Source organism: Ruegeria sp. S263 (assembly GCF_056780525.1).
In genome coordinates, this window is sequence record NZ_CM165558.1 from 687,165 (window position 1) to 713,175 (window position 26,011).

Here is a 26,011-nt window from a genome sequence, read left to right on the forward strand (position 1 = left end):
CCTTGAATGAAGGGATCATTCAGGGGGGCGTCAGGTGACAAGTTTCTCAGCCGTTACAAATGCCTACAAAGGCGCATGGGCGCGCCGCCGCGTGTTTGTTCCGATCTATTTCGTGGTGCGTCTGCTTTTGATCGCGCTTATCACACCGGGGCTGGCGATTGCCGCGAACCTTGCAGTTTCACTGTCCAGCCAGACGGCGCTGACGGATCAGGACATCGCGGCCTTTGTCCTATCTCCGGCCGGTTTTTTGGTCGCTGTCGCCGTTCTGAGCCTGTTTCTGCTGGCCGAAGTGTTCGTATTTTCTGTCATGACGGGATCGCTGCGGATGGGGGAATCTGACCCATGGCGCGCAGGAAGCGCTGCCATCGGCCTGATTTTGTCGAGCCTTCCAGCGCTGTTTGGCTTCGCGGTGCGGTTTGTTCTGCGGGTCTTGCTGTTGGTTTTGCCCTTCGCTGCGGTGTCTGCCCTGATCGCTTGGTGGACACTGACGGAATATGACATCAACTATTACCTGACTTTCAAACCGCCCTCTTTTTGGTTGGCCGTGGTTCTGATCGGGGCTGTTTTGCTGGTCATGGCCTGGGTTCTGATCCGTAGATTGTCGGGATGGGCGCTGTCGCTGCATCTGGTTCTGTTCGAACAGGTGCGCCCGGCTGAGACCTTCGCCCTCAGCACCGAAAGGATGGAAGGGAAACGGGGGCAGCTAAAGATCGAACTTGCGGTGTGGCTGATAGTGCGGCTGCTGATTGCGACGCTGATTGCATGGGTTGCCGGGGTGCTGTTCGCCATCGTGCCACTTCAGGACAGCTCGAACCTGCGCCTGGCATTGACCTACAGCCTTTTGATTGCCGGGTTATGGTCGCTGGCGGGGCTGGTTTTGGCAGCGACCGCGCTGGGCGCATTGGCCGTGGTTCTGGACAGGTTCTTTGAAATCAGGACGGATGAGCCTCCACACCCCGAACCCGGCAGCCTGCGGGTGCCGTTGTTCACCGCAGTCGGCGGCGCTGTGGTCGCGGTGCTGATCGGTCTGTGGTTTGGTCAGCATCTGTTGGAACAGGTACAGGCCCCCGACCGGGCCGAGGTCATTGGCCACCGCGGGGCCGCTGCCTTGCGGCCGGAAAACACGATGGCGGCTGTCCTGAAGGCGATCGAGGACGGCGCCGACTGGGTCGAGATCGACGTGCAGGAAACTGCGGATGATGTGGTGATCGTTGCTCATGACAGCGATTTCATGAAACTGGCGGGCGTCCCCACCAAGGTTTGGGATGTGACCATTGAAGAGGTGGCCGAGATCGACGTCGGCAGTTGGTTTGACCCCGAATACGCGGAAGAACGCACCCCGACCCTGCGCGACGTGCTGGCGGCGGCCAAGGGCAAGTCCAAGGTCATCATCGAATTGAAATACTATGGTCACGACGTTGATCTGGAAAACCGCGTGGCGGCCTTGGTCGAGGAACTCGATATGCAGGACGACATCGCCACGATGTCGCTGAAGTATCCGGCCGTGCAAAAGATGAAGAAATTGCGCCCGGACTGGCGCGCCGGGGTTCTTGCGGCCACCGCAATCGGTGATCTGTCAGGGCTTGAAGGGGATTTTGTCGCTGTAAATGCTGCGATGGCCACGCCGGGGCTGGTGCGTTCGGTTCAGGCGGCGGGCAAGGACATCTATGTCTGGACGGTCAATGATCCGCTGCAGATGTCTGCGATGGCGTCGATGGGCGTGGACGGGCTGATCACAGACCGCCCCGCTATGGCAAACGAAGTTCTGCGCGCACGTGCCGAAATGGGGCCGGGTGAGCGGTTGGTGCTGTGGCTGGCCAACGCGTTTGGTCTGTCAATAGACACAGAGGCGATGCGAGATGACAGCCCGTAACCTGATTTTTGCGGTGGGGCTGATCGCATCACCTGCGCATTCGCAGGATGTCCTGCGCAGCATCGAAATGCCCGCGCATCGCGCCTTGGTCGCGCAATTGGACGAGGCCGCCTTGACGCCGTTTGAAACAGATGGCTGTTCGGGCGGCCTGTCGGCAAGCTGGCGTTTTGTTGCGGATACATTTCCCAAGTTCAGCGCGCTCTACGAAGCCCACCCGCCGTGGGAGGGATGCTGCGTCACCCATGACCGCGCCTATCACAATGCCGGTGGCGCGCTTACGGCCGATGACAGTTTCGCGGCCCGCGTGGCAGCGGACAGCGCCTTGCGCGCCTGTGTCAAACAGCACGGAGAAGACCACGCCGATGGCTACGCACAGCGCTATGACATGACGCCGGATCAGATCCGCCTAGCGCACTCCGTGACCGCCGAAGCAATGCACGCAGCCGTCCGATTTGGCGGAGCTCCGTGTTCCGGGCTTCCGTGGCGCTGGGGGTTCGGCTATCCGGGATGTTCGGTGTTTCCACCCCTGACCCCTGCGCGCGAATGACGTGGTGACAGGCCCGGGATTTTCGATTATCCAACATCTCAAACACGCGAATTGGGATTCTGACAATCATGGCTGAACACAAGCACGGCGAAATGGACATCACCGTCCAAACCAAAACCTTCAACGGGTTCATCAAAGCGACCACATGGTGTGTGGTTGCCATCGCCTTCCTCTGCCTTTTCCTGGCGGTTTTTGCCGCTTAAATCCGAAAAACGGGGTTGGCCGTGATCAGGGTTTTGATTGCCTGCCTGCTGGCTGTGACAGTTGTGGGTTGCGCTGGGTCACAGCGTCCGCAGGCGGATTTGGCTGAAATTTCGGCGCGGTCCTATCGCGATCCGGGGCCGTCGAGCCTGACCCTTTATACAATGATCAGCACCCGGACGGGTTCAGGTGCCCATACGTCGCTGATGATCAGCGGCAGCGAAAGGGTGATCTTTGACCCCGCCGGATCATTCAGGGCGGATGTGGTGCCGATCAAGGACGACGTCCTGTACGGCATTACCCCGAATGTGGAACGCGCTTATCGCAGCAGCCACGCGCGCGAAACGCATTATGCGCGCATTCAAACTGTCGAAGTGACCCCCCAACAGGCCGAGATTGCCCTGCAGCTTGCCAAGCAATCGGGGCCGGTTGCAGGTGCATTCTGTGCCAATTCGACCGCCCAGTTGCTGCAGCAAGTGCCGGGGTTCGAGCAGATCGAAACCACGTTCTATCCCGTTAAGTTGTCGGACCAGTTTGCCCAGCTACCGGGTGTTCAAACCGCTGAATACCGGGAAAACGACGACGCCGATCTTCAAACCGGTCTCGCCTTTAATAATGAGCAACTGAACCAGTTGGAGGCTGACTCAGCCCAATAGGTAGAGCAGCCCGTAAAGCGTTGCGGCCCCGCTGAAGATGGCCGCGATCACGTTCTTGGTGAATAGTCCGACAGTTATGGCCACAGCCGCCGCTGCCATGCGCGGTGCGTCGGGTTGACCGCCTGTTGCCGTGGGCCAGACGACCAACGGCGCGATCAGCGCAGGAATGATTGCCACGGCCGTATAGCGCAGATGGCGCAGCAACCATGGCGGCATCGGGCGATCTCCGACCAGGCCGATAAAGACAAAGCGCAGGGCATAGCTGCCGATGGCAAGCCCGATGATGATGGTCCAGATAGTGACAGGATCAGGCTGTGTCATGCGGCGGCCTTTCTGCGTTCGGCCATCAATTCGGCCTGCGCGCCTGCGATCATGCCGGCGCACCCGGCGATCAGCAGGCCCAGATTGAACGGAATCGCCACCGTCAGCAGGGACACAATGATCGCAACAAGTGCCGCCGCCACATGAGGCAGGGTGCGCATCATTGGGCCGATCATCGCCAGAAATGTGATCGGCAGGGCAAAATCCAGTGCCCAACTTTCCGGAATACGCGTACCTAGAACCGCGCCGAGGTAGGTTGCCAGTATCCAAAGAGGTGTGATCGGCGTGACCGAGCCGACGAAATAGGCCATCCGTTGCGGGACGGTCATGTTTGGCTCTTTCTCGAACTGAACGATCGAACTGGCATAGGATTGGTCGACAGTTAGATAGGCCGCGCAAGCACGCTGCCACATCGGGGCCGCGCCCAGAAACGGCGTCAATGAGGCCGAGTACATCGCCATGCGCAGGTTCACCGCCAAGGCGGATACCAGAATGATCGCGGTCGGGGTCTGATCTTGCAGCAGTTGCAGGGCGGCAAACTGGGCGGCCCCGGCAAAAACGGTTGAGGTGAAAGCCATCGTCTGGACGATGTTCAAGCCTGCTTCGGTCGCAAACACGCCGAACAGTGTGCCGAACGGGATCGCAACAAAGATAAACGGGGTCCCGTCCCGAAACCCTTTCCAGAAGTATGACTTGGATGTGGTGTCTGCCATGGCTAAATCCTATGGTGTTGATCGCAGCAGTAGCGGTCTTGGGAAAGGGTTGCAATTGGCCACGGAACAGAACCTGTCAGACTACATCATCGCTCCCGACCCCAGGGCGGCCCGCCTGACACGTGCCGTCGAAGGTGTGGATCAGAATGGCGAGGCCAGCCAGATTTCAGTGGTGGAAGAACGTCCGCTGACGATTTTCCTGAACTCACAGGAAATCGTGACCGCCATGACCATTGGCGATTACCCCGAATATCTGGCGCTGGGTTTTCTACGCAATCAGGGCATGCTGCTGCCTGACGACCAGATTACCCGTGTCGATTACGATGAAGATCTGGAAATCGTCGTTGTCCGCACGGCGCGCGAGACGTCTTATGAGGATAAGCTCAAGAAAAAGACCCGTACCAGTGGCTGCGCCGTTGGAACCGTCTTTGGGGATATGATGGAGGGTCTCGAAGACGTGCGCTTGCCTCAGGTCACCGTGCGCACATCGTGGCTTTATGATCTGGCGGCCAAGATCAACCGCACACCCTCGCTCTATCTTGAGGCGGGTGCGATCCATGGCACGGTGTTGTGCCGGGAAAACCGCCCGTTGGTTTATATGGAGGACGTGGGTCGGCACAACGCGGTCGACAAGATCGCCGGTTGGATGCTGTCCGAGGGCGAAGCGGCAGAGGACAAGATCCTGTACACCACAGGTCGTTTGACCTCGGAAATGGTGATCAAGACGGCCATGATGGGTATTCCTGTTCTGGCATCCCGTTCGGGTTTCACGGCCTGGGGCGTTGAGATCGCGCGCGAGGTTGGGTTGACGCTGATCGGTCGGATGCGCGGGCAGCGTTTCGTGTGTCTGGCAGGCGAAGATCGGCTCGTGCGGGACGTGGATCCGGCAACCGTTCCGATTGAAGAGAAAAAGCACAAACGGAAAAGCGCACTGGGCTAGAAATGGCACTTTATAAATAATACTGCGAATTCCGACAGATATGCCCTAGTATGGGGTATAGCAAACAGGAGTGCAGGTGAATTCCCGCCTGATGGCAACATGGAGCTGATTAATCTTATCGCGCCGGTTTTCGCGGTAATCCTGACCGGATACGTATTTTCCTGGACGAACCTTTTGGGCCAGGACACGTCTGACGCGCTGGTCCAGTTTGCGGTTTATGTCCTGATCCCGGCCATCATGTTCTATCTGATCGGGCAGGAAGAGTTCCAAAATCTTCTTAATTATGGGTTCTATCTGTCTTACGGCGGGACGTTGCTGCTTTTGTTTGTGCTGCTTTTCGCAGGTTTGAAAAGTTTCACGGGATTTGAGACCGGTTCTGCCACCGTCGCGGCCTTTGCCGGGGTTGCCTCGAACACGGCTTTAGTTGCGTTGCCCGTTCTACACGCGATTTTCGGAGCCAAGGGTGCGCTACCGGCTGTGTTGGCGAATCTGGTTGTCGCCTTGATGCTTTTGGTCATGACGACCGTGTTGGAAAGCTCGGCTGGACATAAGGCCAGCGCCAAGACACCAATCTACAGGATTTTCCTGAACGTGCTGAAAAATCCGATCATCGCGGCCACATTGCTGGGAATCGCGTATTCCTTCACCGGGATCGGGTTTTCGGATTCGGTATCCGATTACCTTGAACTTCTGAGCCAAGCTTTGGCCGCGGTTGCGCTGTTCGCAATCGGCTTCACGACCAGCGTGCGGACGATTATTCAAACGGGGCCTTTGATCCTGCTTCTGACACTGGTCAAGCTGATCGCTGCGCCCGGGCTGGTGCTTCTGGCGGCGCATCTGATTGGTCTGGACCCACTTTGGACAATCGCCGCAACGGTTTCAGCGGCGGTTCCGACCGCCAAGAACATCTTTCTGCTTGCCAAGCACTATGATCAGGAACCGCAACTGGCCGCGCACATCGTTTCCGCAACGTCGTTTTTGTCGGTGGGAACGTTGATTATGTGGTTATTTGTATTGCACAACCTTTATCCAACCGCGTTCCAATTGAACTGAGTTCGATTTACAAGGTTGTAAGCGACTGATCCCAATCAGGTACAGGAATGAACAAACCTCTCGGCGTTATCCTTGCAGGCGGTCTGGCCACCCGGATAGGGGGTGGAGACAAGGGCCTGCTGAAAATTGGCGACAAAAGCCTGCTGGACCACGTGATTGGCCGGTTGCGCCCGCAGGTGGCTGATCTGGCGCTGAACGCGAATGGCGATCCGACCCGGTTTGGTGGGTACGACCTGCCGATTGTTCCCGACACGATCGAAGGGTTTGCAGGCCCGCTCGCGGGCGTTTTGGCCGGGCTCGACTGGGCGGCTGAACAGGATGCTGAATGTATCGTTACCGCCGCCGCCGATACGCCGTTCTTTCCGCGCGATCTGGTTATGCGCCTGACCGAGGCAGCAGAAGGGCAGGCCAACCCGCTGGTTCTTGCAACCACGCCGCGCACAGGGGATGAGGCCTTGAAATCCGGGGGTGGGAAAAAGATCAACCGGCATCCGACATTCGGACTGTGGCCCGTGGCGTTGCGTGACGACCTGCGCGCGGCTTTGCAGGGTGGTTTGCGCAAAGTCGTCCTGTGGACGGATCAACATGCGGGGCGCGAGGCGCTGTTTCCTGTTGATCCGTTTGATCCTTTCTTCAACGTCAACACGCCGGATGATCTGGACCGGGCGCAGAAATTGTTGGCGCAGGCATGAGAGTTTATGGCGTCACCGGCTGGAAGAACGCAGGCAAAACCGGGTTGATGGAACGTCTGGTGGCGGAAATCAGCGGGCGCGGATTTTCCGTGTCCACCGTCAAACACGCGCATCACAGTGTAGATGTCGATCAGAAGGGCACCGACAGCTATCGCCATCGTACCGCCGGGGCCAATGAGGTTTTGCTGGCTTCGGGCCAACGGATCGCCATCATGCAGGAATTGCGCGGAGCGCCCGAGCCGTCCTTGAAAAGCCTTCTGGCCCGACTGACTCCGGTTGATCTGGTTCTGATCGAAGGTTTCAAACGTGAAGCCCATCCCAAGATCGAAGCTTTCAGGGCCGAGCCCGGTAATAGCTTGTTGGCGGAGGAGAATGACACGATCCGCGCCGTGGCCAGCGATACACTGATGGACCTGAATGTGCCCGTTTTCGACCTGAACGACACAAAGGCCATCGCAGATTTTATCCTGCAGGAAGTCGGGTTATGAGCAAACCGAACATCGCACCGCCCCCATTGAGCAACGATTGTTTTGCGCTGCCCGCCGGGGTGAGCTGGACGCCGGTGGATGATGCCCTGGCTCTGTTACAGGACAGGCTGACAGGTGTGACCGGGTCTGAGACGACTCCGGTCTCGGACTCCGAGGGGCGAATTCTGGCTGAAGATATTCAGGCGCTGCGTTCAAACCCGCCGCAGCCGAATTCCGCCGTGGATGGGTATGGGTTTTCTGGCGCTGCCCCGGAAGGGCCGCAGGTGATGCCCCTGCAAGATGGACGTGCAGCGGCAGGGATGCCCTTTGAGGGGCGGGTGGCCTCGGGCCATGCCCTACGGGTTTTGACGGGCGCCGCCTTGCCCGAGGGCGTGGACACTGTCGTTCTCGAGGAAGACGTCACCGTCAAGGATGGCCATATCGCCTTTCACGGCCCGCTCAGGAAAGGCGCAAACGCCCGCCGCGCCGGAGAGGACGTGAACGAAGGCGATACTGTTTTGGACGCCGGGCGACGGTTGACCCCGGCAGATCTTGCGCTTCTTTCGGCGATAGGGATTGCCGAGGTGCCGGTCCGCCGCAAGTTGCGCGTTGCCGTTCTGTCGACAGGCGATGAGTTGATTGAAGCCGGCGACATCGCTGGGCCGGGTCAGATTTTCGACGCCAACCGCCCGATGCTTTTGTCGATGATCGGGAAAATGGGATTCGAAGCGGTTGATCTGGGGCGTGTCCCCGATGTTCGTGCGATCCTAAAGGACAGGTTGGATCTTGCAGCCGGGCAGTCGGATGTAATCCTGACAAGCGGCGGGGCATCGGCGGGGGATGAAGATCACGTGTCAGCCTTGTTAAAACAGGCCGGTGCAATGCAGGAATGGCGGATTGCATTGAAGCCGGGGCGCCCTCTGGCGCTTGGGATGTGGAAGGAAACCCCTGTTTTCGGCTTGCCGGGTAATCCCGTGGCGGCGCTGGTCTGCACGCTGATTTTTGCACGGCCAGCGCTTGGTCTTTTGGCGGGCGAGGGCTGGTCGACGCCGCAGGGCTTTGATCTTCCTGCCGCGTTTGAAAAACACAAGAAACCCGGACGACGTGAATATCTGCGCGGCCGTGTTCGCGGGGGCCGAGTCGAAGTCTTTGCCTCGGAAGGGTCCGGTCGGATCAGCGGGCTGAGCTGGGCGGAGGGTCTGGTCGAGATCGAGGACGGTGCCCGCCACATTCAGCCGGGCGACATGGTGCGGTTTATTCCCTATGGCAGTTTCGGGCTTTAGTCGAACGTACCGGCCACACGCCCCAAAAGCATGAAAGCCCGCGCGGTTCTCGTATCACCAAGCGCGGTCAGATCGGCATCGCTGGCATCCGGTTCAAACTCGACAATCATGTGATCGAACCGGCGCAGGAAATGATGTGCCGCGTCCCGAAAAATCGGGTCCTGCTTCATGCGTGCAGCTGTCAGTGCAAGGGACGATCGGTCTCGAATTCCGCCCAATGCCGCAACGGCGCGACCGCGCGCGCCTTGGGCGAACTGTCGCCAGACTTCTGGTCGCGCCATGTCGGGGCGCAGGTCGTCCATATAGATGCCTTCCTGACTGAGCAGGGTCAGAACATCCTGTGACGCCTGCACCAACTGCGCCGTTTTTCGATCCTTCAGGGCCAGCCGCAGCGCGTCGAAGCCTTCGGTGTCCTCCTGTGTCTCGGGAAAATTCAGCGCGCGAATAAAGACATCCGTGCTCAGCCGCGGGGCAATCTCGTCGGCCTGCGTGCCCAGCTCCAGCGAAGTTTGGTCCCCTGTCCCACTGTTGATTGTGCTACGCGCGGGTTCGGTGCGCTGGGTCGAAAAGGTTGCCAGTGCGCTTTCGGTCTTTTTCGCGGTCTGAGCGATTTCATCCAGTTTCTTGGTAACGGCGGGTTCATACCCGCTGGCGGCGCGCTGTTGCTGCATCACGTAAGCCTGCCGGATCGCGTCAATGGCGGTTTGCAGCCGGGCGCTTTCTTCACGCATGACCCGGCTGGCACGCATCGACGTGGCCGCAACCCAGATCATCACGACGGGCATGAAGACGGCCAGCAAGGTGACGACAAAGCTGCCGCCTTCCACCTTGCCGGGCAGGACCAGAAACACGACCGACACGATCAGCCAGATCACACTGAGCGCGATCGCGACAATCTCGATTTCGGTCACTGACGGCGTTGCAGGCTTGTCATATATGCCCAGTGCGGTCGGCCGCTCGTCTTCCTGCTCTGGCGTGGGCTCGGACATGGTTACCGCTCCGGTCAGGCGTATTCTATGTTCAAAATCTCATAAGAGCGCACACCGCCGGGGGTGCGGACTTCGACGCTGTCCCCCTCGTCCTTGCCGATCAGGGCGCGGGCGATGGGGGATTTGATGTTGAGCAGGCCGTTTTCAATATTGGCCTCATACTCACCCACGATCTGCCAGGTCTTTTCCTCATCCGTGTCTTCGTCGACAAGCGTGACCTTTGCACCGAACTTGATCGCGCCCGACAACTTGGCAGGGTCTATCACATCTGCCAGCGACAGGATGCTTTCCAGCTCTTTGATGCGGCCTTCGATAAAGCCCTGCTTTTCACGGGCCGAATGGTATTCGGCGTTTTCCTTCAGATCGCCAAGCTCGCGGGCCGTGGCGATGGCTTCGATGATCGCCGGGCGCTCGACCGACTTGAGGTTTTTCAGTTCCGCCTCGAGCGCGGCATTGCCCGCGGGCGTCATCGGAATTTTTTCCATGTTCTTTTCGTCCACGCATAAAATTGTTTCGCCCCGCCGCATGAGACAAGCGTCGGGGCGAATTGATGGGTCGTCAAATACCTGACCCAAATGGCGCGGGAAATGCAAGGGGGCGAAGCCGCCCAACCTGCGGATTACAGCCTAGTCGTAGCTAATGACTTCGAATTCTATGCCGTTTTCGTCATCAAAGTAGAACCGTTTACCGGGTTCGTAGTCCGCGTGCGACTTTGGCGTGAACCCGGCTTTGACAACCCGGGCTTCGGTTTCGTCGATATCTTCGACCAGAACACCAACATGATTAAGCCCGCCAATGATGTCATAGCTGCTTTCGCCTGATGGTTTGGGATCGCTGGGTGCGTAAAGTGCCAGATAGGTGTGCGAGCTGCCCACGTGGACCGTATATCCGCCCGCGATCGCCGGTCCTTCCCAGCGGGTTTTCCAGCCAAAGACATCGTGCATCCACTTGGCCGAAGCCTGAGGGTCGCGGACCGTGAAGTTTGTGTGTTCAAGCGTCGCCATCATGGGAACTCCTTTTTAAGTTTGAAGCTTGTCCCGACTCACCGTAATTTCTAAACCTAACTTTAGGTCAAGATATTTATGAGGGTAAAATGGCGGTATCTGAGGGGCTTGCAATTGGCGCTCTTGCACGGCGTACGGGGTTGGCAGTTTCGGCCATTCGATATTACGAGGCGCAGGGCCTGATCGCGCCTTGGCGGAATGCGGGCGGGCAGCGAAGGTATCAACGCGCCGATATTCGTCGGCTGAGCTTTGTCATGATCGCACAACAGTTCGGCCTGACCTTGCCCGAAATCCGTGAAGTGTTGTCAGGCTTGCCGGGCAATCGGACCCCGACCCCAAAGGATTGGCAGAAAATCAGTGTCGGGTTGCGGACCCATCTGGATCAGCGAATCGAGACACTGACACGACTGCGCGACAATCTGGACGGCTGTATTGGTTGCGGGTGCCTGAGCCTGCCGAAATGCGCGCTTTACAACCCGGATGACCGTGCCAAGTCCTATGGTAGCGGTCCCAGGTATCTGATGGGGGACTCTCCCGAGGCATAACTGCCGCATTGCAGCAATGTTACGCCGTGTTTTGATTGACCAAGGTCTTTGTGACCATGTAATCACCCGTGAAACAAAATTGCGCAGACCACGCAGTGAAAGCGCCAATTCGGAAAGTTAGCTAAGGAGCCCGCGATGGCCGAGATTGAACGCGAAGCGATGGAATACGATGTGGTGATCGTGGGTGCAGGCCCCGCGGGCCTGTCGGCGGCCATCCGTCTGAAACAGTTGGATGCGGACCTGAATGTTGTGGTTCTGGAAAAGGGCTCGGAAGTGGGCGCGCATATCCTATCGGGTGCGGTTCTTGACCCGTGTGGCCTTGATGCGCTGATCCCAGACTGGAAAGAAAAAGGCGCGCCGCTGAAAACGCCGGTCGAAGAGGACAACTTCTATATGCTGGGTGAGGCGGGACAGATCCGCATCCCCAACTGGCCGATGCCGCCACTGATGAACAACCACGGCAATTACATTGTGTCGATGGGCAATGTCTGCCGCTGGATGGCTGAACAGGCCGAAGAGCTGGGCGTGGAAATCTTCCCCGGCATGGCGTGTTCCGAGCTGGTTTACGGCGAGAATGGCGAAGTCAAAGGCGTGGTTGCCGGTGTCTTTGGTCTCGAGGCCGACGGCTCATATGGCCCCAACACCGAGCCGGGGATGGAACTGCACGGCAAATACGTCTTCCTGTCGGAAGGCGTGCGCGGGTCGCTGTCCAAGGAAGTCATCGCCAAGTACGATCTGCAAGCCGGGAAAGAGCCGCAGAAATACGGCGTCGGCATGAAAGAAATCTGGGAGATCGACCCGGCCAAGCACAAGGAAGGCTCGGTCACGCACACGATGGGCTGGCCCCTGGGCAGCAACGCAGGCGGCGGGTCGTTCATCTATCACCTGGAAAACAATCAGGTCTACGTCGGTTTTGTGGTCCACTTGAACTACAAGAACCCGCACCTGTATCCCTACATGGAATTCCAGCGTTTCAAGCATCACCCGATGGTGGCCGAGTTGCTGAAAGGCGGCAAGCGCGTGGCTTATGGTGCGCGTGCGATCACCGAGGGCGGCTATCAGTCGATGCCGAAACTGGTCGCGCCGGGCGTGGCGCTTCTGGGCTGTTCGGCGGGTATGGTCAACGTGCCGCGCATCAAAGGTAACCACAATGCGATGCTGTCGGGTAAAGCCGCAGCCGAGGCCGCGTTTGACGCGATCAAGGCCGACCGTGCGGGCGATGAGCTGACTGTTTACGAGGCCGACGTGCGCGACGGTGCCATCGGCAGCGACCTGAAGAAGGTGCGCAACGTCAAACCGATGTGGTCGAAATGGGGCCTGACGGCGTCTCTTGCCTTTGGTGGTCTGGACATGTGGACCAACACGCTGGGCTTTTCGCTGTTTGGCACTTTGGGTCACGGCAAGAACGATGCCGAAGCAACCGAAGAGGCCAGCAAGCACACGCCCATCGACTATCCCAAACCCGATGGCGTGCTGTCGTTCGACCGTTTGACCAATGTTTCGTTTGCAATGACCAATCACGAGGAAAGTCAGCCCTGCCACCTGCGGCTGTCCGATCCAGCGATTCCGGTCAATGTCAACCTGCCCAAGTTCGACGAACCGGCGCAACGCTATTGCCCGGCAGGCGTGTACGAGATGGTCGAGGATGAGAACGGACCGCGATTCGTCATCAACTTCCAGAACTGTGTTCACTGCAAGACCTGCGATATCAAGGATCCCAGCCAGAACATCACCTGGACCACGCCACAGGGCGGTGACGGGCCGAACTATCCCAACATGTAAGCGAAAAGACGGGCACTGGCAGGGTCGTGAAGGCTCTGCCATTGCCTCTTACCTGCCAAAGTCCTAGCTTGTTGGTCAGTAAACAATAGCAAGGCAGGATTTTGGTGGCTTCCCTCCTCCGTCGCGCAGCGCTAGTTGCGCTGCTTTCTTCGTCAGTCACGTTTCCGGCTTTTTCGGATACCGGGTCCGGGCCATATTTGGCCGGGCGTCAGGCGATTTTCCAGAACGATTATACCGCAGCCGAGCGTTACTTTGCTCAGGCCCTGCGCGCTGACCCCGAAAACCACAAGCTGCTGGAAAGCGTCGTCGTTGCCAGGCTGTCGCTGGGCGAGTTGCAGCGCGCTCAGCCTGTGGCCCGCACAGTTGTTGAAATGGACCTTCCCAGTCAGGCGGCTCGGATGGTTATCGCCGCTAACCTTGTTGCGGATGACAAGCTGGACGAACTGTTGGCGCTTGATCCCGAAACGCAGGGCGTCGGACCGTTGGTCGACGGTTTGATGTTGGGATGGGCCCACATTGGTCAGGGGTCCATGACCAAAGCGATGGATCAGTTCGATCAGGTGGCGACACAGGAAGGGTTGCGGGAATTCGCGCTTTACCACAAGGCGCTGGCATTGGCCTCGGTCGGGGATTTCGAAGGGGCCGAAGCGATTTTTGCAGCCGACGAAGGGGCGGTTGCTAAATTCACGCGCCGTGCGGCACTGGCACGGGTTGAGGTGCTGTCACAGCTTGATCGCAACCAGGATGCGCTGGCCTTTCTGGATGACGTGTTTGCCGCTGGCAGCGACCCATCCATCGAAAGCTATGAGGCGCGCCTGACAGCGGAAGAAACCCTGCCCTTCACGCATGTGCGAACGGCGCAGGACGGCATGGCAGAAGTGTTCTTTTCCGTGGGGGCTGCGCTCAGCACCGAGGCGGCGGAGAACTACGTTCTGCTTTACGCACAAACCGCAGCTTTCTTACGGCCTGACCACGTTGACGCAATTTTGCTGAGCGCTGAGTTGCTGGACGAGCTCGAGCAATATGATCTGGCAGTTGAGGCATATCGCAAAGTGCCTGCCGAAAGCAGCGATTATCACGCAGCCGAGTTGGGCCGCGCCGAGGTGCTTGGCCGCGCAGGTAAAACCGATGCGGCCGCCGAAGTCTTGCAGACCCTTGCCACCCAAAGTCCGAACCTGCCCAGCGTTCATGTTGCGTTGGCCGATCTTCAGCGACGGCAGGAGAACTATGCTGATGCGGTGGAAACCTATGACAAGGCCATCGAACTGATTGAAGGCGGTGTCGGGGGAAACTGGTTCCTGTATTACGCGCGCGGCATCTCGCACGAGCGGCTCAAGAACTGGGATCAGGCCGAGGCCGATTTCCGGCAGGCGCTGGAACTGAACCCGGATCAGCCGCAGGTGTTGAACTATCTGGGGTATTCGCTGGTTGAGCGGCGCGAGAAGCTGGACGAAGCATTGAACATGATCGAACGCGCTGTCACCGCGCGGCCTGACAGCGGCTACATTGTGGATAGCTTGGGTTGGGTTCTGTTCCGTCTCGGACGCTATGACGAAGCGGTTGAGCATATGGAGCGCGCGGTTGAGCTGATGCCGGTCGATCCCGTGGTGAACGACCATTTGGGGGATGTCTATTGGGCGGTCGGACGCGCGCGCGAGGCCGAGTTCCAATGGAAACGCGCCTTATCCTTCATCGACCCCGATGACACGGACGGCGAAGCCGACCCGGACAGAATTCGCCGCAAGCTTGAGATCGGGCTGGATGCAGTTCTGGCCGAAGAAGGTGCAGACCCATTGAAGGTCGCAAATGAAGGCTGAGGCTTTCGCGCCCGCCAAGATCAACCTGACTCTGCATGTGACCGGTCGACGGGCCGACGGGTATCACCTGCTGGATTCACTGGTGGTATTTGCGGATGTGGGTGACACGCTGCGCTTCACGCGCGGAGATCACCTGTCGATCACGGTTACAGGTGAGCATGCGGCAGGCGTTCCTGCGGATGACCGTAATCTGGTTTGGAAAGCGGCCAAAGCCGCAGGTTGGGCAGGGCATATCGACCTGAACAAAGTGCTGCCGCACGGTGGCGGGATCGGTGGGGGATCGTCCGATGCCGCGGCCACTTTGCGCATGGTTGGCGATCAGGGCGGCAGCATTCCAGATGAGATCGCTTTGTCACTTGGCGCGGATATCCCCGTCTGCATGGCTGCGCAGGCCAGCCGAATGCGCGGCATTGGCGATGGGCTGACACCGGTTGTTTTGCCACAAATGCCAGCCCTTTTGGTCAATCCGGGCGTTGAGGTTCCCACAGGGGCCGTCTTCTCTGCACTGGATAGCCGCAACAACGACCCCATGCCGGATGATATACCGATCTTTGCCGCCGCTGAGGACTGTGCCACATGGTTGCGCGATCAACGAAACGATCTTGAAGGCCCGACCAAGGAGCTTGCACCCGAGGTTGGTCGGGTTCTGGATGAACTTGCCGCCACCAAGGAGGCTCTGCTTGTTCGGATGTCAGGGTCAGGGTCGACGTGCTTTGCGCTCTACCCCAGTATGAAGGCGGCCCATTACGCAGCCTACGAGATTGGCGCAGCCTATCCCGACTGGTGGTGTCGCGCGGTTCAGCTCAATTGAGGCGAGACACCACATAATCCGCCAAATCGCGCAGCAGCGTGCGAATTTCATGGTCGGGTAGAATGTCGAGCGACGCTTTGGCCTTATTCGCCCATCCCAGCGCATCCGAGCGCGTGGCGTCCAGCGTGCCGTATTTGGCCATCAACCCAAGCGCGTGGTCCAGATCACCGTCTTCCTGACGGCCACGGCCAATCGTACGCTCCCAGAATGCGTGTTCTTCTGGGGTTGCTTGCGCGACGGCCTTGATTACGGGCAAGGTCAGTTTGCGTTCGCGGAAATCGTCACCGACGTTTTTGCCGGTCGCAGTGCTGTCGCCCTGATAATCCAACAGGTCATCCGCGATCTGAAAGGCGATCCCCAGCGCATCACCATAGTCATACAGGGCTTGAACCTGCTCTTCTGCTGCACCGGCGATGACACCGCCGACTTCGGTCGCGGCTGAGAACAATGCCGCCGTTTTGCCCCGTACAACCTGCAAGTAGATCGCTTCGTTGGTGCCCAGATCGGTGGCCGCTGTCATTTGCAGGACTTCACCTTCGGCAATCGTCGCTGATGCGTTTGCCAGGATATCTAGCACGCGCAGCGATCCTGTCTCGACCATCAACTGAAAGCTGCGCGAGAACAGGTAGTCGCCCACCAAAACGCTGGATTTGTTGTCCCACAAAAGGTTTGCCGTGGGGCGCCCACGCCGCTGGCCGCTTTCGTCCACAACATCGTCGTGCAGCAAAGTGGCGGTATGGATGAATTCAACAGTCGCTGCCAGCCGTACATGGTGGCTGCCCTGATAGCCAAACAGTTGCGCTGCGGCCAGGGTCAGCATCGGGCGCAAACGCTTGCCGCCCGCCTCGACCAGATGCGCCGTTACTTCCGGGATACGCGGGGCGTGCTCGGACGCCATGCGGGTTCGGATCAGTTCATTTACTGCGTCCATTTCACCCGCGAGAATTTCCGCCAGCCGCTCATGCGGTTTTGAGACCGTGCTGATCGTCATCACACTCCTGATACAAGGCTCGACTTCTGCCGCACCTTGCCCTTACATCCATCCCCATGAAAGAACTTTTGCGCAGCACCGATCCAACGATCCTGGCGTTTGCATCCGCCCTTCTTGAAGGCGAGGATATAGACTGCTTTCAGATGGACGTAAATATGAGCATCCTCGAAGGTGGCATAGGAATTTTCCCGCGCCGCCTGATGGTCCGGGCCGATGACCTGACGCGGGCCGAGCGCGTGATGCGTGACAATGAAATTCCGTTGGGCCGATGACCCTGTTTGACGATGATGACCTGACCCTGAATGACTTTTTGGGTGGCCGTGTGCGCCTGTGGCAACCTCGTGGCGGATACCGCGCCGGGGTGGACCCGATCCTGCTGGCCGCTTGTGTTCCGGCAAAACAGGGCCAAAGCGTGCTGGAGTTGGGCTGCGGGGCTGGGGCAGCGGTGCTGTCGCTGATGGCACGTGTGCCGGGGTTGCAGGCTGTCGGGGTGGAATTACAAGCGCCATATGCTGATCTGGCTCGTCGGAACGCTGTTGAAAACGCCGCACGGCTGGAAGTTATTCAAGCGGACCTGACGGCCATGCCGTCGGACCTGAAACAGCGTCAGTTTGATCATGTGATCGCCAATCCGCCCTATTACCGTGTCGGGGCGCATAGCCCGTCCGTGGATCAGGGACGAAGCGTCGCATTGGGCGGAGATACACCGCTGGACCTTTGGTTTGACGCTGCAGCCAAACGCCTTGCGCCGAAGGGTTCCCTACACATGATCCAAAAGGCGGATCGGTTGCCGGAAATGCTGACCTCGTGTTCTGGGCGGCTGGGATCAATCGAAGTTGTGCCGCTGTCAGCCCGGTCCGGGCGCAAGACCGAGCTGGTGATTTTGCGGGCAAAAAAGGGGGGGCGCGCAGCTTTCCAACTGCATGCACCCCTGATTTTGCACGCAGGAGAGCGCCACGAAAAAGACGGGGAAAGCTATACGCCGCACGTATCTTCGGTGTTGCGCGATGGCGCAGCGCTGGCCTGTTTCCCGGACCGATAGGCATTAACCAGCCGAATTTGTCGGATTTATTACAGATTCTGTGCGTCTGCAGCGTGACAGGCTGGAAACGATGTGATCAACTTCATACGTAAACCTGAGACACCAACAAAGGAGTATCGCCATGAGCGTGAGCGCACATCTGACGGAACTGAAGAAAAAGCACGAAACTCTCGGTCTCGAAGTAGAACAAGCCCAACGCTCGCCAGGTATCGATGATCTCCATATCGCTCAACTCAAGAAACAGAAGCTGAAACTGAAAGAAGAGATCGAGCGCCTGTCCAGTTAACTGCTCATACTGGCGCGGGCCGCGATGGTCGCGCCGCTCGTAATTAAAACGGCCGCGATCGCCAATCCCCACGAGGGGGCCGCGATCCCGGCCACAACCAAAATAAGCGTAGACAACAAGGGTGCCGCGTAGGACGCCGTTCCCAGAATTTGAATGTCGCCTTGTTTAACCCCTATATCCCAGACATAAAACGCCAGTCCCACCGGCCCCAGACCCAAGGCCAGCACGGAAACCCAGCTTGTCGCTGTGTCCGGCCACACGGTCTCTTCAACGGCCAGGTGCAGTAAAGCGGACGCTATGGCCGTAGCAACGCAGAACACGGCGACTGAGCTTGTCGGCGTGTCGCCCAAGCGCCGGGACAATACCGAATAGCCGGACCATGTCAGCGCGCATAACAGGGCCAGGGCGTATCCCGGCAGGTGATCCGATTGGAATCCTGCACTTCCGCCCCCGGCAATGATCACAGCGGCCCCGGCGAACCCCAGACAGGCACCGAACAGATGCCCCAGTCGTAGGTTCTCGCCGGGCAACAGCCCTGAAAAGAGGACAATCAGCAAGGGCCAGAGATATGCGATTAAGCCAGCCTCGGCCGCAGGTGCCATGCGCAAGGCCGAGAAATACAGCGCGTGGTAGCCAAATAGCCCGATCGTTCCGAACAGGTAGGTTGTCCAGCGCACGTTTCGAAGCTGAGACAGGCCACCGTTGGCCCAGGTCCAGATTAATCCAAGCGTGCCGCCGATTGAGAAACATATAGCGTTTAGCTGCAATGGCGGTGTGGGCGCAGATCCTACCGTGAACAAGGCAAGCAAAGACCACAGCAGGACCGCGATAAATCCGATCCCTGTCGCACGGGTTCTTGTCATAGGGCAGGGACCTCTTCCACCGGAATGATTTCGAATTCATCCGAGATATGCGCGGTTTTTTCAATCTCGTCCATGAACCAATCCCGGAAGGCGGCGATTTGGGGGCGGTTCTCTGCCCCCGGGAGGCACAAAAAACGAAACCGCCCCCGCGTTTCGATGGCCGTCTTGAACGGTGCGACCAAGCGCCCTTCGGTCAGGTCTTTGATGATCATCGCGCGGCGACCAAGCACAACCCCAACCCCCGCAACCGCTGCGTCGATCGCGTGGTCTGCATTCGAAAAATGCGCGCCATGTGTGGGCGCATAATTTACGCCGACCGCCCGAAACCATGTGGGCCAGTCACTGGGCGGTTGGAGAAACGCAATCGAGTCGTCAAAAATCAGGGGGGCGTCTTTCAGGCTGTCGGGCGTTGCATACCGTTCGGCCATTTCAGGTGTCATGACTGGCGTCAGCCATTCTTTGCGCACGGGCAGGGAATATAATCCCTCGTCATCGCCATAGCCAAACCGGATTGCCACATCTACGTCGTCACGCTCCAGATCCATATTGCGCAAGGTGGCCGAGAATTTGAGGTCAATCTCAGGATGCGCCCGCGCAAATTCATAAAGGCGCGGGGCAAGCCACTTGGCGGTCAAAGCAGGGCCTGCGGTCACGGTCAGGCTGGTATCGTTTCCCTGCCTTCGGGCCGCCTGCCAGGCGGCCTGTAATGCGGCAAAGCCCTCGGCCGCGCCGGGTGCCAGTGCGCGCCCAGCCTCGGTCAGTTCGACGGCTCGGTTTAGGCGGCGAAACAAAGGGCGGCCCAGATGTTCCTCAAGTGATTTGATCTGAAAGGACAGGGCCGCAGGAGTGACATGCAGTTCTTCGGCGGCTTTCGCAAAGGACATATGGCGCGCGGCGGCATCAAAGGCGCGCAACGCGGTCAGAGGGGGAAGGTAGTCGCTCATAGCATAAGAAATTCTTAACTGAAGTTCGCAGAAAGCTCGTTTGTCGCCAACATTGATAAGGCGCATATTCAGCTCAAGTCAAACAAAGCTGAACTGAAAGGATGTCTGCCATGATCGAGATGACAACAAACCCCGCAGCCGCCCGCGCCTTTCAGCGGGCCCATGCTGAACGCGGTAAGATGCTTAAGCAGGCCATGAACTGGCTTTTTGGTTCCCGCTGAACGCAGCGCGCGCGTCCTTACGGGATAAAAGAAGGGCCGGTCTGAAGAGACCGGCCCGTTTTTTGTTTCTGTGTTCGGATTAGACGAAAAACTGTGCACCGTTGGCCGAAATGGTCGAGCCGTTGATAAATTGAGAATCGTCCGACGCCAGGAACGCAACGCAGCGTGCGATTTCCTCGGGCTCACCCAGGCGACCAGCCGGGATTTGCGCAACGATGGAATCACGTACTTTTTCAGGGACCGCCATGACCATCTCGGTTGCGATGTAGCCGGGGCAGATCGCGTTTGCGGTGATGCCTACGCGCGCGCCTTCTTGCGCGAGGGATTTCACGATGCCCAGATCGCCTGCCTTGGTCGCGGCATAGTTCACTTGCGCGAACTGGCCTTTCTGACCGTTGATCGAGCTGATGACGATGATGCGGCCGAACTTGCGCTCGCGCATTCCAGGCCAGACCGGGTGCACGGTGTTGAACACACCTGTCAGGTTGGTGTCGATTACCTGATGCCACTGTTCCGGGGTCATCTTGTGGAACGGCGCATCGCGGGTGATGCCTGCGTTGGCGACCACGATGTCGATCGGGCCGACCTCGGCCTCGACCTTTTCGATCCCAGCCTTGGACTCGTCATAGTCGGCAACATTCCATTTGTACGTGGCGATGCCGGTTTCCTCGGTGAATTTTGCTGCGGCTTCGTCATTGCCGGCATAGGTGGCTGCAACATTGTATCCTTCAGCCTTGAGCGCCTTGGAAATTGCTGCGCCGATGCCGCGGGAACCGCCGGTGACGAGTGCTGTACGTGCCATTTAGGACTCCTCCAATTCATATCGTCTTGGTAATGCTGTTACTTTGAGAGGTGATCTTGCGCAATATTATTTCGCTCTGAATTTTGAAGTTCCGCACGGTAATATCGTCGCATCTGTGGGGCAGGCCCCAGTGTAACAAAAAAGGGCGCCCACCGGACGCCCCTTTGTATTCGGGTTTCAAGCCACTTAGTCGCGCTCCACACACAGGGCGACGCCCATGCCGCCGCCGATGCAGAGGGTCGCGAGACCCTTTTTCGCGTCGCGGCGCTTCATTTCGAACAGAAGCGTGTTCAGAACCCGGCAGCCCGAGGCACCGATCGGGTGGCCGATGGCAATCGCGCCACCATTCACATTCACGATCGACGGGTCCCAGCCCATGTCCTTGTTGACGGCGCAGGCCTGTGCGGCGAAGGCTTCGTTGGCCTCGACCAGATCCAGATCGTCAACCGACCAGCCGGCTTTTTCCAGCGCCTTGCGCGATGCATAGATCGGGCCGACGCCCATGATCGACGGGTCCAGACCCGCGGTGGCATAAGATGCGATGCGGGCCAGAGGCTCAATCCCGCGTTTTTCCGCATTCTCGGCCGACATCAGCAGGGTCGCCGCCGCACCGTCATTCAGACCGGACGCATTCGCCGCCGTGACCGAGCCGTCCTTGGTGAACGCGGGGCGCAGCTTGGCCATCGCCTCCATCGTTGCGCCGTGGCGGATGTATTCGTCGCTGTCCATCACGATGTCGCCCTTGCGGGTCTTGATGGTAAAGGGCGTGATCTCGTCAGCGAACTTGCCGGCTTTTTGCGCGGCCTCGGCTTTGTTCTGGCTGGCGACTGCGAATTCGTCCTGCGCATCGCGGCTGATCTGCCATTTCTCGGCCACGTTTTCAGCGGTCTGACCCATGTGGTAGCCGTTGAACGCATCCCACAGACCATCGCGAATCATGGTGTCGATGTATTTCATGTCGCCCATCTTGTGACCAGCTCGCAGCGCAGCGGCGTGGGGGGACAGGGTCATGTTTTCCTGGCCACCGGCGGCGACGATATCCGCATCGCCCAACTGGATGTGTTGCGCGCCCAGCGCAACCGCCCGCAGGCCCGAACCGCAGACTTGGTTGATGCCCCAGGCGGCGCTTTCTTTGGGTAGACCGGCGTTGATATGCGCCTGACGCGCGGGGTTCTGACCCTGCGCGGCGGTCAGTACCTGACCCATGATGGTTTCACTGACTTCGCCTTTTTCGATTCCGGCACGCTCAACCACGGCCTCAAGAACTGCCGTTCCGAGGTCATGGGCAGGGGTGTTGGCGAATGATCCGCCGAAGCTGCCGACGCCTGTGCGTGCTGCGGATGCAATTACTACGTTGGTCATTAAGACAATCCTTTACCATCAAGGTTCTGTGGGAAACATGACGGCGCAGGTCGCAGGGGTGGCCCCTGACAGAAAGAGCGCCTCGTGATCCCCCGCTCCAACTGCACTTGGAATAGCGCAATGCTGCAGTTGCAGCAATGGTCAGCTTGTCTCAGGCGGGGTTTGGGCGGATTGTTCCCGGTTAACTTGCTGTTTTAGGTGTTTTTTCCGCCTTCCACGGAGACTTGATCGAAGGCGAGCCGAACAAAAAACCCTGAAGGCAGTCAACGCCGTTAGCGATAAGGAATTCCGCGTCTTCTCTGGTTTCTACCGATTCGGCGGTGACCAGAATTTCAAACTCACGCGCGACGGCGATCAGGGCGCGCACCAGTGCCTGATTGTCAGGGTTGGTGCTGATGCCGCGGACAAATTGGCCATCTATTTTGGCCGCATCGAACAGGAACTCGCGGAAATGACGAAAGCTGAAATTGCTGGCGCCAAAATCATCCAGTGCAAACGCAACCCCCCGAGGCTGCATACGGTCCATGAAGTCGACCACAAGATCAGGCAAGGTCATGGCCGAGCTTTCCGAAATTTCCAAAATCAAGCGCTCACCTATGCTAACGTCCTTCTTGAGAAACCGTTCCATCACGCGGGACCATCGCCCATACCCGATCGAACGTGCGGACATGTTAATCGACATTCGGATGTCGGGATTCCGGGCCAGCGTGCGCAATCCCATCTCAAGCGCGACGCAGTCCACTTCACGACCGATTGAAGTCTTTTCCAGTTGCGGCATGAATTCACGCGCAGGGATCACCCGGCCTGTTTCGTCCAGAACCCTGATGAACGCCTCATAAAATGCGACGCCGTGCGGAGGGCTGGCCTGTATAACGGGTTGGAAGGCCAGTTTGCATTGTTTGTGCTTTATCGCTTCGGAGGCCATTTGTACCGCCGTCGCATCGCGCGAAGTGACGGCCGCATTCAGGGGGTTTTCCGCCCCCTCGGGCATGTCTGCCAGTGTTTTGTCCTGCATGAGTCTGACAATCCCTGCCGCCATAGGTCAGGTTTCGATTTCAAGGCATACTCGTGAATTTGCAGTTAACGGTGGGTGGGAATGATCCGTGCGTCAGCGTTATCGTGCCGCTTCCCAAGCTCGCCCCAGAGACGCAGCGGCCCCGATTACGGCTCCGGTAAAGCCAAGCGCCAACATGGAAAACCCAATTGCAATCAACAGGGGCAACGCTCCGCTTAACGCGGCGAACATTGCAACCAGCAAACCAGTCAGACCCAATATGGTCGATGCGGTCATAGATCGGGTCATGTCCTGCCTCCTGCTGTGTGTTTCGCGTATCCCGTTGATATGGATTGCGCGCATCACATTTCAAGATCAGACATAAGTTGGGTGGAGGCGTCAGACGCGCTTTGCCTGCGAATTGGGCATTTCTGTTTCGAATTGTTCAAATCCGGGCGACCCGCGATCTTCGGGATGGCGGGCAATGTGCTTGGCTTTGATCTGTTCCGAGTTGTCGCGGCTTCCGTCGTGGCTGTAGCCCGGAGGCGCGAAGCAATAGGCAAGCCGCTGCCGCACTGTCAGCCCCGGTTGCGTGGCGTCACGCCAGATACCGACCCATTCATGGAAGGCGACCCGCAAAGGGTTGAACGTGCCGATGTTGTGAACCAGACCATAATCGACTTTGTCGTCTTCCTGCTCGGGGACGAAGGTGCCAAACAGTTTGTCCCAGATGATGAAGGTGCCCGCATAGTTGCAATCGAGATAGCGTGCGTTGCGGCCATGGTGGGCGCGGTGATGGCTAGGGGTGTTCATTACGGCCTCGAACCAGCGGGGCATTTTCTTTATGGCTTCAGTGTGAATCCAGAACTGGTAGACGAGGTTCACACCGCCGCAGAACAGCACCATTGCAGGGTGGAACCCCAGCAGGATCAATGGTGAACGAACGACCATCATGAAGGTGAATGAATAGGTCCAGGTCTGTCGCAACGCCGTTGTCAGGTTGTAGTGCTGCGAACTGTGGTGGTTCACATGGCTGGCCCAGACCCAGCGGATGCGATGACCGAAACGGTGCACCCAGTAATACCGGAGATCATCCAGCACGAAGCACAGGATAATCACCGGGATCGACGTGCCCAGATTCAGCGGAGTGATTTGCCAAAGCCACATGAACCCGGCCCATATCAAGAACCCCACCATGAGATCCGAGGCGATATTGCCGGCCCCCATGATCAACGAAGTGACAGAATCCCGGGTCTCGTACCGGCCCCCTTTGCCTTTCACGGCGATCCATATGAATTCGGCCAGAATGGCGGCAATGAAAAAGGGAATGGCCCATTGCACGGCGTCTGGAAATGTAACTTGATCGGTCATGCAGGCTCCAACAGAAGTTGCCAGTGCTGGCGTTCGAATTCGTCTAGGCGGACAAGGACTTTGGGTGTGCCGAATTCGTGGAAAAAGACTTCAAATCCGTCCGGATGGTCCATCCAGTCAAAGTCCAGCAAATGACGGGCCACAGTGTCTGCGCCAAAGGACCACACCAGCCCGCTACCAGAAGGGGTGCGGATCAGCGCGCTATGGCCATCATGGGCCACTGTCACATCTATGATGTCATCATCCGGCACATGGCGCAGCCATTCCGACCGCGCGCTTTCCGGCGTCAGAGTACGCACACGGGATTTGCCCGAGAGATGCATCATCAACGTGATCCCGGCGATTCCTCCAACCACCAGAACCAGCAGTAATTCAAGCGGCATAGCCTTCCTCCCGACGGGCAGAGTGCAAATCCCGGCGGAAACTGTCAAAGGTGGCGTCGCGTCAGCTTGCCGGGGCGTCGGTCAAGACTTCGTGTTGAACAACGCGTCTGACGAACGGGACCAACCCTTCGGGACCGGAGGCCCGATCTTTGAGGTGGATACAGATATCCGGCCTGCGTGACGCAATTATTCCAACCAGTTCGCCACGTATTTTGTCGTCCAGCCCTGCTCCAATTATGGCGCAGGCAATCTGCGGTTCGGCATCCAGTTGCCGCCTGACTTCGTCCTGATCATGCGCGCCGAGCCATTGAATGGGCATATGGTCCAATTGCTGCGCAACATCACCGATCACATTTGGCAAACGGCCAATCAGTAAGACTACCGGTTTCATCGCCGTCTCCCTTTCTGCAGGTTACAAACGAAAACCGGCCCGTTGGGGCCGGTCTTAGTTTAGCACAGAATGGAGTTTGGTGCGTTGGGCCTAGCTTTCCGCACCCACCAGAGCCGCGATAATCGCTTTCGCGCTGTCTGAATTCCACTCGGCATCTCCGATAAGCCGGGCGATCTCGTCGCCATTGGGATCCAGGATCACGGTAATCGGTAAGGCAATCACACCGAACTCACGCGCAACAGCCGAGCCCGCATCCTGATGGCGGGGCAAGTTATCGATGCCGTTTTCCTCGAAGAACTTCTTGATCCCGGCGGCCGAGTTGCGGCCTGTGGCCAGGGTGACAACCTCGAACTTGTCGCCGCCGAACTCTTCCTGCAGTTCAGCAATCTGGGGCATTTCCTTACGGCAAGGGGCGCACCACGTGGCCCAGAAGTTCACCAGAACATACTTGCCATTGTAATCCGCCAGCGTTGCGGTGCCGCCGTCATCTTCAAGCTGGAATTCGACCAACTCATGAGGTTTGGGTTCTTTGTGCAGGATCAGCCGTTTCAGCGTGCCGTCACGGAGCGGCTTCAGAGATTCGACATCCGCAGCCAAAGCCGCATTTGCACCCAGCGCAAGGGCCATATAAAGGGGGATCAGACGAAATAGGCGCATATCAACTCCG

General features: G+C 58.4%; 32 protein-coding genes. 16 read left to right on the forward strand and 16 right to left on the reverse strand.

Translation table 11 applies throughout. The features are described 5' to 3' along the window. Positions 1–34 precede the first annotated feature (34 nt). From ACT2B1_RS03395 to ACT2B1_RS03410, 4 genes are all read left to right on the forward strand, one after another. Positions 35–1,873 (forward strand): glycerophosphodiester phosphodiesterase, encoded by a 1,839-nt coding sequence (locus tag ACT2B1_RS03395; RefSeq protein ID WP_481668568.1) that lies wholly within the window; start codon positions 35–37, stop codon positions 1,871–1,873. Continuing rightward, positions 1,860–2,420, forward strand: coding sequence for a hypothetical protein (locus ACT2B1_RS03400; RefSeq protein WP_481668569.1), 561 nt, complete (start codon positions 1,860–1,862; stop codon positions 2,418–2,420). Before ACT2B1_RS03395 ends, ACT2B1_RS03400 begins: the two co-directional genes overlap by 14 nt. A gap of 68 nt (positions 2,421–2,488) precedes the next feature. Next, a complete protein-coding gene (locus ACT2B1_RS03405; RefSeq protein ID WP_171122663.1) occupies positions 2,489–2,623 on the forward strand; it encodes an aa3-type cytochrome c oxidase subunit IV in 135 nt (44 codons plus the stop codon). Positions 2,624–2,644: 21 nt separating this feature from the next. Beyond that, positions 2,645–3,277, forward strand: a complete 633-nt coding sequence (locus ACT2B1_RS03410; RefSeq protein ID WP_171239911.1) for a hypothetical protein — start codon at positions 2,645–2,647, stop codon at positions 3,275–3,277. Here the strand turns inward: ACT2B1_RS03410 and ACT2B1_RS03415 are convergent. Further along, positions 3,266–3,598, reverse strand: a complete 333-nt coding sequence (locus tag ACT2B1_RS03415) for an AzlD domain-containing protein (protein ID WP_171122659.1) — start codon at positions 3,596–3,598, stop codon at positions 3,266–3,268. The two genes, ACT2B1_RS03410 and ACT2B1_RS03415, sit on opposite strands and share 12 nt — an antisense overlap. After that, entirely contained in the window at positions 3,595–4,311 is a 717-nt protein-coding gene (locus ACT2B1_RS03420; protein WP_171122657.1) for an AzlC family ABC transporter permease, read from the reverse strand. Before ACT2B1_RS03420 ends, ACT2B1_RS03415 begins: the two co-directional genes overlap by 4 nt. Between ACT2B1_RS03420 and ACT2B1_RS03425 the strand changes: the two genes are divergently transcribed. The 5 genes from ACT2B1_RS03425 (at position 4,310) to ACT2B1_RS03445 (ending at position 8,746) form a co-directional block, all read left to right on the forward strand. Next, positions 4,310–5,251, forward strand: coding sequence for a formate dehydrogenase accessory sulfurtransferase FdhD (locus tag ACT2B1_RS03425; protein ID WP_254449179.1), 942 nt, complete (start codon positions 4,310–4,312; stop codon positions 5,249–5,251). The genes ACT2B1_RS03420 and ACT2B1_RS03425 overlap by 2 nt on opposite strands. A 99-nt stretch (positions 5,252–5,350) precedes the next feature. Then, a complete protein-coding gene (locus ACT2B1_RS03430; protein ID WP_481668570.1) occupies positions 5,351–6,304 on the forward strand; it encodes an AEC family transporter in 954 nt (317 codons plus the stop codon). Between the two features lie 47 nt (positions 6,305–6,351). After that, a complete protein-coding gene (mobA, locus tag ACT2B1_RS03435; RefSeq protein ID WP_481668571.1) occupies positions 6,352–6,996 on the forward strand; it encodes a molybdenum cofactor guanylyltransferase MobA in 645 nt (214 codons plus the stop codon). Continuing rightward, a complete protein-coding gene (gene mobB / locus ACT2B1_RS03440; RefSeq protein ID WP_171122651.1) occupies positions 6,993–7,484 on the forward strand; it encodes a molybdopterin-guanine dinucleotide biosynthesis protein B in 492 nt (163 codons plus the stop codon). The genes mobA and mobB overlap by 4 nt, the downstream gene beginning before the upstream one ends. Continuing rightward, entirely contained in the window at positions 7,481–8,746 is a 1,266-nt protein-coding gene (locus ACT2B1_RS03445) for a molybdopterin-binding protein (RefSeq protein WP_171239908.1), read from the forward strand. The genes mobB and ACT2B1_RS03445 overlap by 4 nt, the downstream gene beginning before the upstream one ends. On the opposite strand, the gene ACT2B1_RS03450 is transcribed toward ACT2B1_RS03445, so the two are convergent. From ACT2B1_RS03450 to ACT2B1_RS03460, 3 genes are all read right to left on the reverse strand, one after another. Then, complete coding sequence (locus ACT2B1_RS03450; RefSeq protein WP_481668572.1) at positions 8,743–9,735, reverse strand: hypothetical protein; 993 nt, start codon at positions 9,733–9,735, stop codon at positions 8,743–8,745. The genes ACT2B1_RS03445 and ACT2B1_RS03450 overlap by 4 nt on opposite strands. Positions 9,736–9,749: 14 nt before the next feature. Next, positions 9,750–10,220 carry a transcription elongation factor GreA gene (gene greA, locus ACT2B1_RS03455; RefSeq protein ID WP_171122645.1) on the reverse strand — a complete coding sequence of 157 codons (471 nt, stop codon included), beginning with the start codon at positions 10,218–10,220 and terminating at the stop codon, positions 9,750–9,752. A gap of 141 nt (positions 10,221–10,361) precedes the next feature. Beyond that, the gene (locus ACT2B1_RS03460) at positions 10,362–10,742 is read right to left on the reverse strand and encodes a VOC family protein (RefSeq protein WP_171239906.1); all 381 of its coding nucleotides are present in this window, start codon (positions 10,740–10,742) and stop codon (positions 10,362–10,364) included. An 86-nt stretch (positions 10,743–10,828) separates the two neighbouring features. On the opposite strand from ACT2B1_RS03460, the gene soxR reads away from it, so the two are divergent. From soxR to ACT2B1_RS03480, 4 genes are all read left to right on the forward strand, one after another. Further along, positions 10,829–11,284 carry a redox-sensitive transcriptional activator SoxR gene (soxR, locus tag ACT2B1_RS03465; protein ID WP_171122641.1) on the forward strand — a complete coding sequence of 152 codons (456 nt, stop codon included), beginning with the start codon at positions 10,829–10,831 and terminating at the stop codon, positions 11,282–11,284. A 135-nt stretch (positions 11,285–11,419) separates the two neighbouring features. After that, positions 11,420–13,066, forward strand: coding sequence for an electron transfer flavoprotein-ubiquinone oxidoreductase (locus ACT2B1_RS03470; protein WP_171211746.1), 1,647 nt, complete (start codon positions 11,420–11,422; stop codon positions 13,064–13,066). A gap of 101 nt (positions 13,067–13,167) precedes the next feature. Further along, positions 13,168–14,883 (forward strand): tetratricopeptide repeat protein, encoded by a 1,716-nt coding sequence (locus tag ACT2B1_RS03475; RefSeq protein WP_174834499.1) that lies wholly within the window; start codon positions 13,168–13,170, stop codon positions 14,881–14,883. Then, a complete protein-coding gene (locus ACT2B1_RS03480; protein WP_171211748.1) occupies positions 14,873–15,694 on the forward strand; it encodes a 4-(cytidine 5'-diphospho)-2-C-methyl-D-erythritol kinase in 822 nt (273 codons plus the stop codon). The genes ACT2B1_RS03475 and ACT2B1_RS03480 overlap by 11 nt, the downstream gene beginning before the upstream one ends. On the opposite strand, the gene ACT2B1_RS03485 is transcribed toward ACT2B1_RS03480, so the two are convergent. Next, complete coding sequence (locus ACT2B1_RS03485; RefSeq protein ID WP_171124389.1) at positions 15,687–16,685, reverse strand: polyprenyl synthetase family protein; 999 nt, start codon at positions 16,683–16,685, stop codon at positions 15,687–15,689. The two genes, ACT2B1_RS03480 and ACT2B1_RS03485, sit on opposite strands and share 8 nt — an antisense overlap. A 56-nt stretch (positions 16,686–16,741) precedes the next feature. Here ACT2B1_RS03485 and ACT2B1_RS03490 point away from each other — a divergent pair, with 56 nt between their 5' ends. The 3 genes from ACT2B1_RS03490 to ACT2B1_RS03500 all read left to right on the forward strand — a co-directional run bounded on the left by ACT2B1_RS03490 (position 16,742) and on the right by ACT2B1_RS03500 (position 18,013). Further along, complete coding sequence (locus tag ACT2B1_RS03490; RefSeq protein WP_037316655.1) at positions 16,742–16,957, forward strand: putative signal transducing protein; 216 nt, start codon at positions 16,742–16,744, stop codon at positions 16,955–16,957. Beyond that, complete coding sequence (locus ACT2B1_RS03495) at positions 16,954–17,727, forward strand: tRNA1(Val) (adenine(37)-N6)-methyltransferase (RefSeq protein WP_171239902.1); 774 nt, start codon at positions 16,954–16,956, stop codon at positions 17,725–17,727. The genes ACT2B1_RS03490 and ACT2B1_RS03495 overlap by 4 nt, the downstream gene beginning before the upstream one ends. A 121-nt stretch (positions 17,728–17,848) precedes the next feature. Then, positions 17,849–18,013, forward strand: coding sequence for a YdcH family protein (locus ACT2B1_RS03500; RefSeq protein ID WP_170563647.1), 165 nt, complete (start codon positions 17,849–17,851; stop codon positions 18,011–18,013). Here the strand turns inward: ACT2B1_RS03500 and yddG are convergent. The 10 genes from yddG to ACT2B1_RS03550 form a co-directional block, all read right to left on the reverse strand. Then, positions 18,010–18,876, reverse strand: coding sequence for an aromatic amino acid exporter YddG (gene yddG, locus ACT2B1_RS03505; protein WP_481668573.1), 867 nt, complete (start codon positions 18,874–18,876; stop codon positions 18,010–18,012). The two genes, ACT2B1_RS03500 and yddG, sit on opposite strands and share 4 nt — an antisense overlap. Then, a complete protein-coding gene (locus ACT2B1_RS03510) occupies positions 18,873–19,820 on the reverse strand; it encodes a transcriptional regulator GcvA (protein WP_171134846.1) in 948 nt (315 codons plus the stop codon). The genes yddG and ACT2B1_RS03510 overlap by 4 nt, the downstream gene beginning before the upstream one ends. Before the next feature lie 300 nt (positions 19,821–20,120). Further along, on the reverse strand, positions 20,121–20,843 hold the full coding sequence (gene phbB, locus ACT2B1_RS03515) for an acetoacetyl-CoA reductase (protein ID WP_481668574.1): 723 nt from the start codon (positions 20,841–20,843) through the stop codon (positions 20,121–20,123). Positions 20,844–21,029: 186 nt separating this feature from the next. Next, positions 21,030–22,205: an acetyl-CoA C-acetyltransferase gene (locus ACT2B1_RS03520; RefSeq protein WP_171122622.1), complete on the reverse strand. Its 1,176-nt coding sequence runs from the start codon at positions 22,203–22,205 to the stop codon at positions 21,030–21,032. Between the two features lie 181 nt (positions 22,206–22,386). Then, a complete protein-coding gene (locus ACT2B1_RS03525; RefSeq protein WP_171239898.1) occupies positions 22,387–23,220 on the reverse strand; it encodes an EAL domain-containing protein in 834 nt (277 codons plus the stop codon). A gap of 99 nt (positions 23,221–23,319) precedes the next feature. Then, positions 23,320–23,508 carry a hypothetical protein gene (locus ACT2B1_RS03530; protein ID WP_481668575.1) on the reverse strand — a complete coding sequence of 63 codons (189 nt, stop codon included), beginning with the start codon at positions 23,506–23,508 and terminating at the stop codon, positions 23,320–23,322. Positions 23,509–23,598: 90 nt separating this feature from the next. After that, positions 23,599–24,570 carry a sterol desaturase family protein gene (locus ACT2B1_RS03535; protein WP_171122616.1) on the reverse strand — a complete coding sequence of 324 codons (972 nt, stop codon included), beginning with the start codon at positions 24,568–24,570 and terminating at the stop codon, positions 23,599–23,601. After that, positions 24,567–24,953, reverse strand: coding sequence for a hypothetical protein (locus ACT2B1_RS03540; RefSeq protein WP_171122614.1), 387 nt, complete (start codon positions 24,951–24,953; stop codon positions 24,567–24,569). The genes ACT2B1_RS03535 and ACT2B1_RS03540 overlap by 4 nt, the downstream gene beginning before the upstream one ends. Positions 24,954–25,014: 61 nt before the next feature. Continuing rightward, on the reverse strand, positions 25,015–25,344 hold the full coding sequence (locus ACT2B1_RS03545; RefSeq protein WP_171239897.1) for a hypothetical protein: 330 nt from the start codon (positions 25,342–25,344) through the stop codon (positions 25,015–25,017). A gap of 90 nt (positions 25,345–25,434) precedes the next feature. After that, positions 25,435–26,001, reverse strand: coding sequence for a TlpA disulfide reductase family protein (locus ACT2B1_RS03550; RefSeq protein ID WP_171211755.1), 567 nt, complete (start codon positions 25,999–26,001; stop codon positions 25,435–25,437). Positions 26,002–26,011 lie beyond the last annotated feature (10 nt).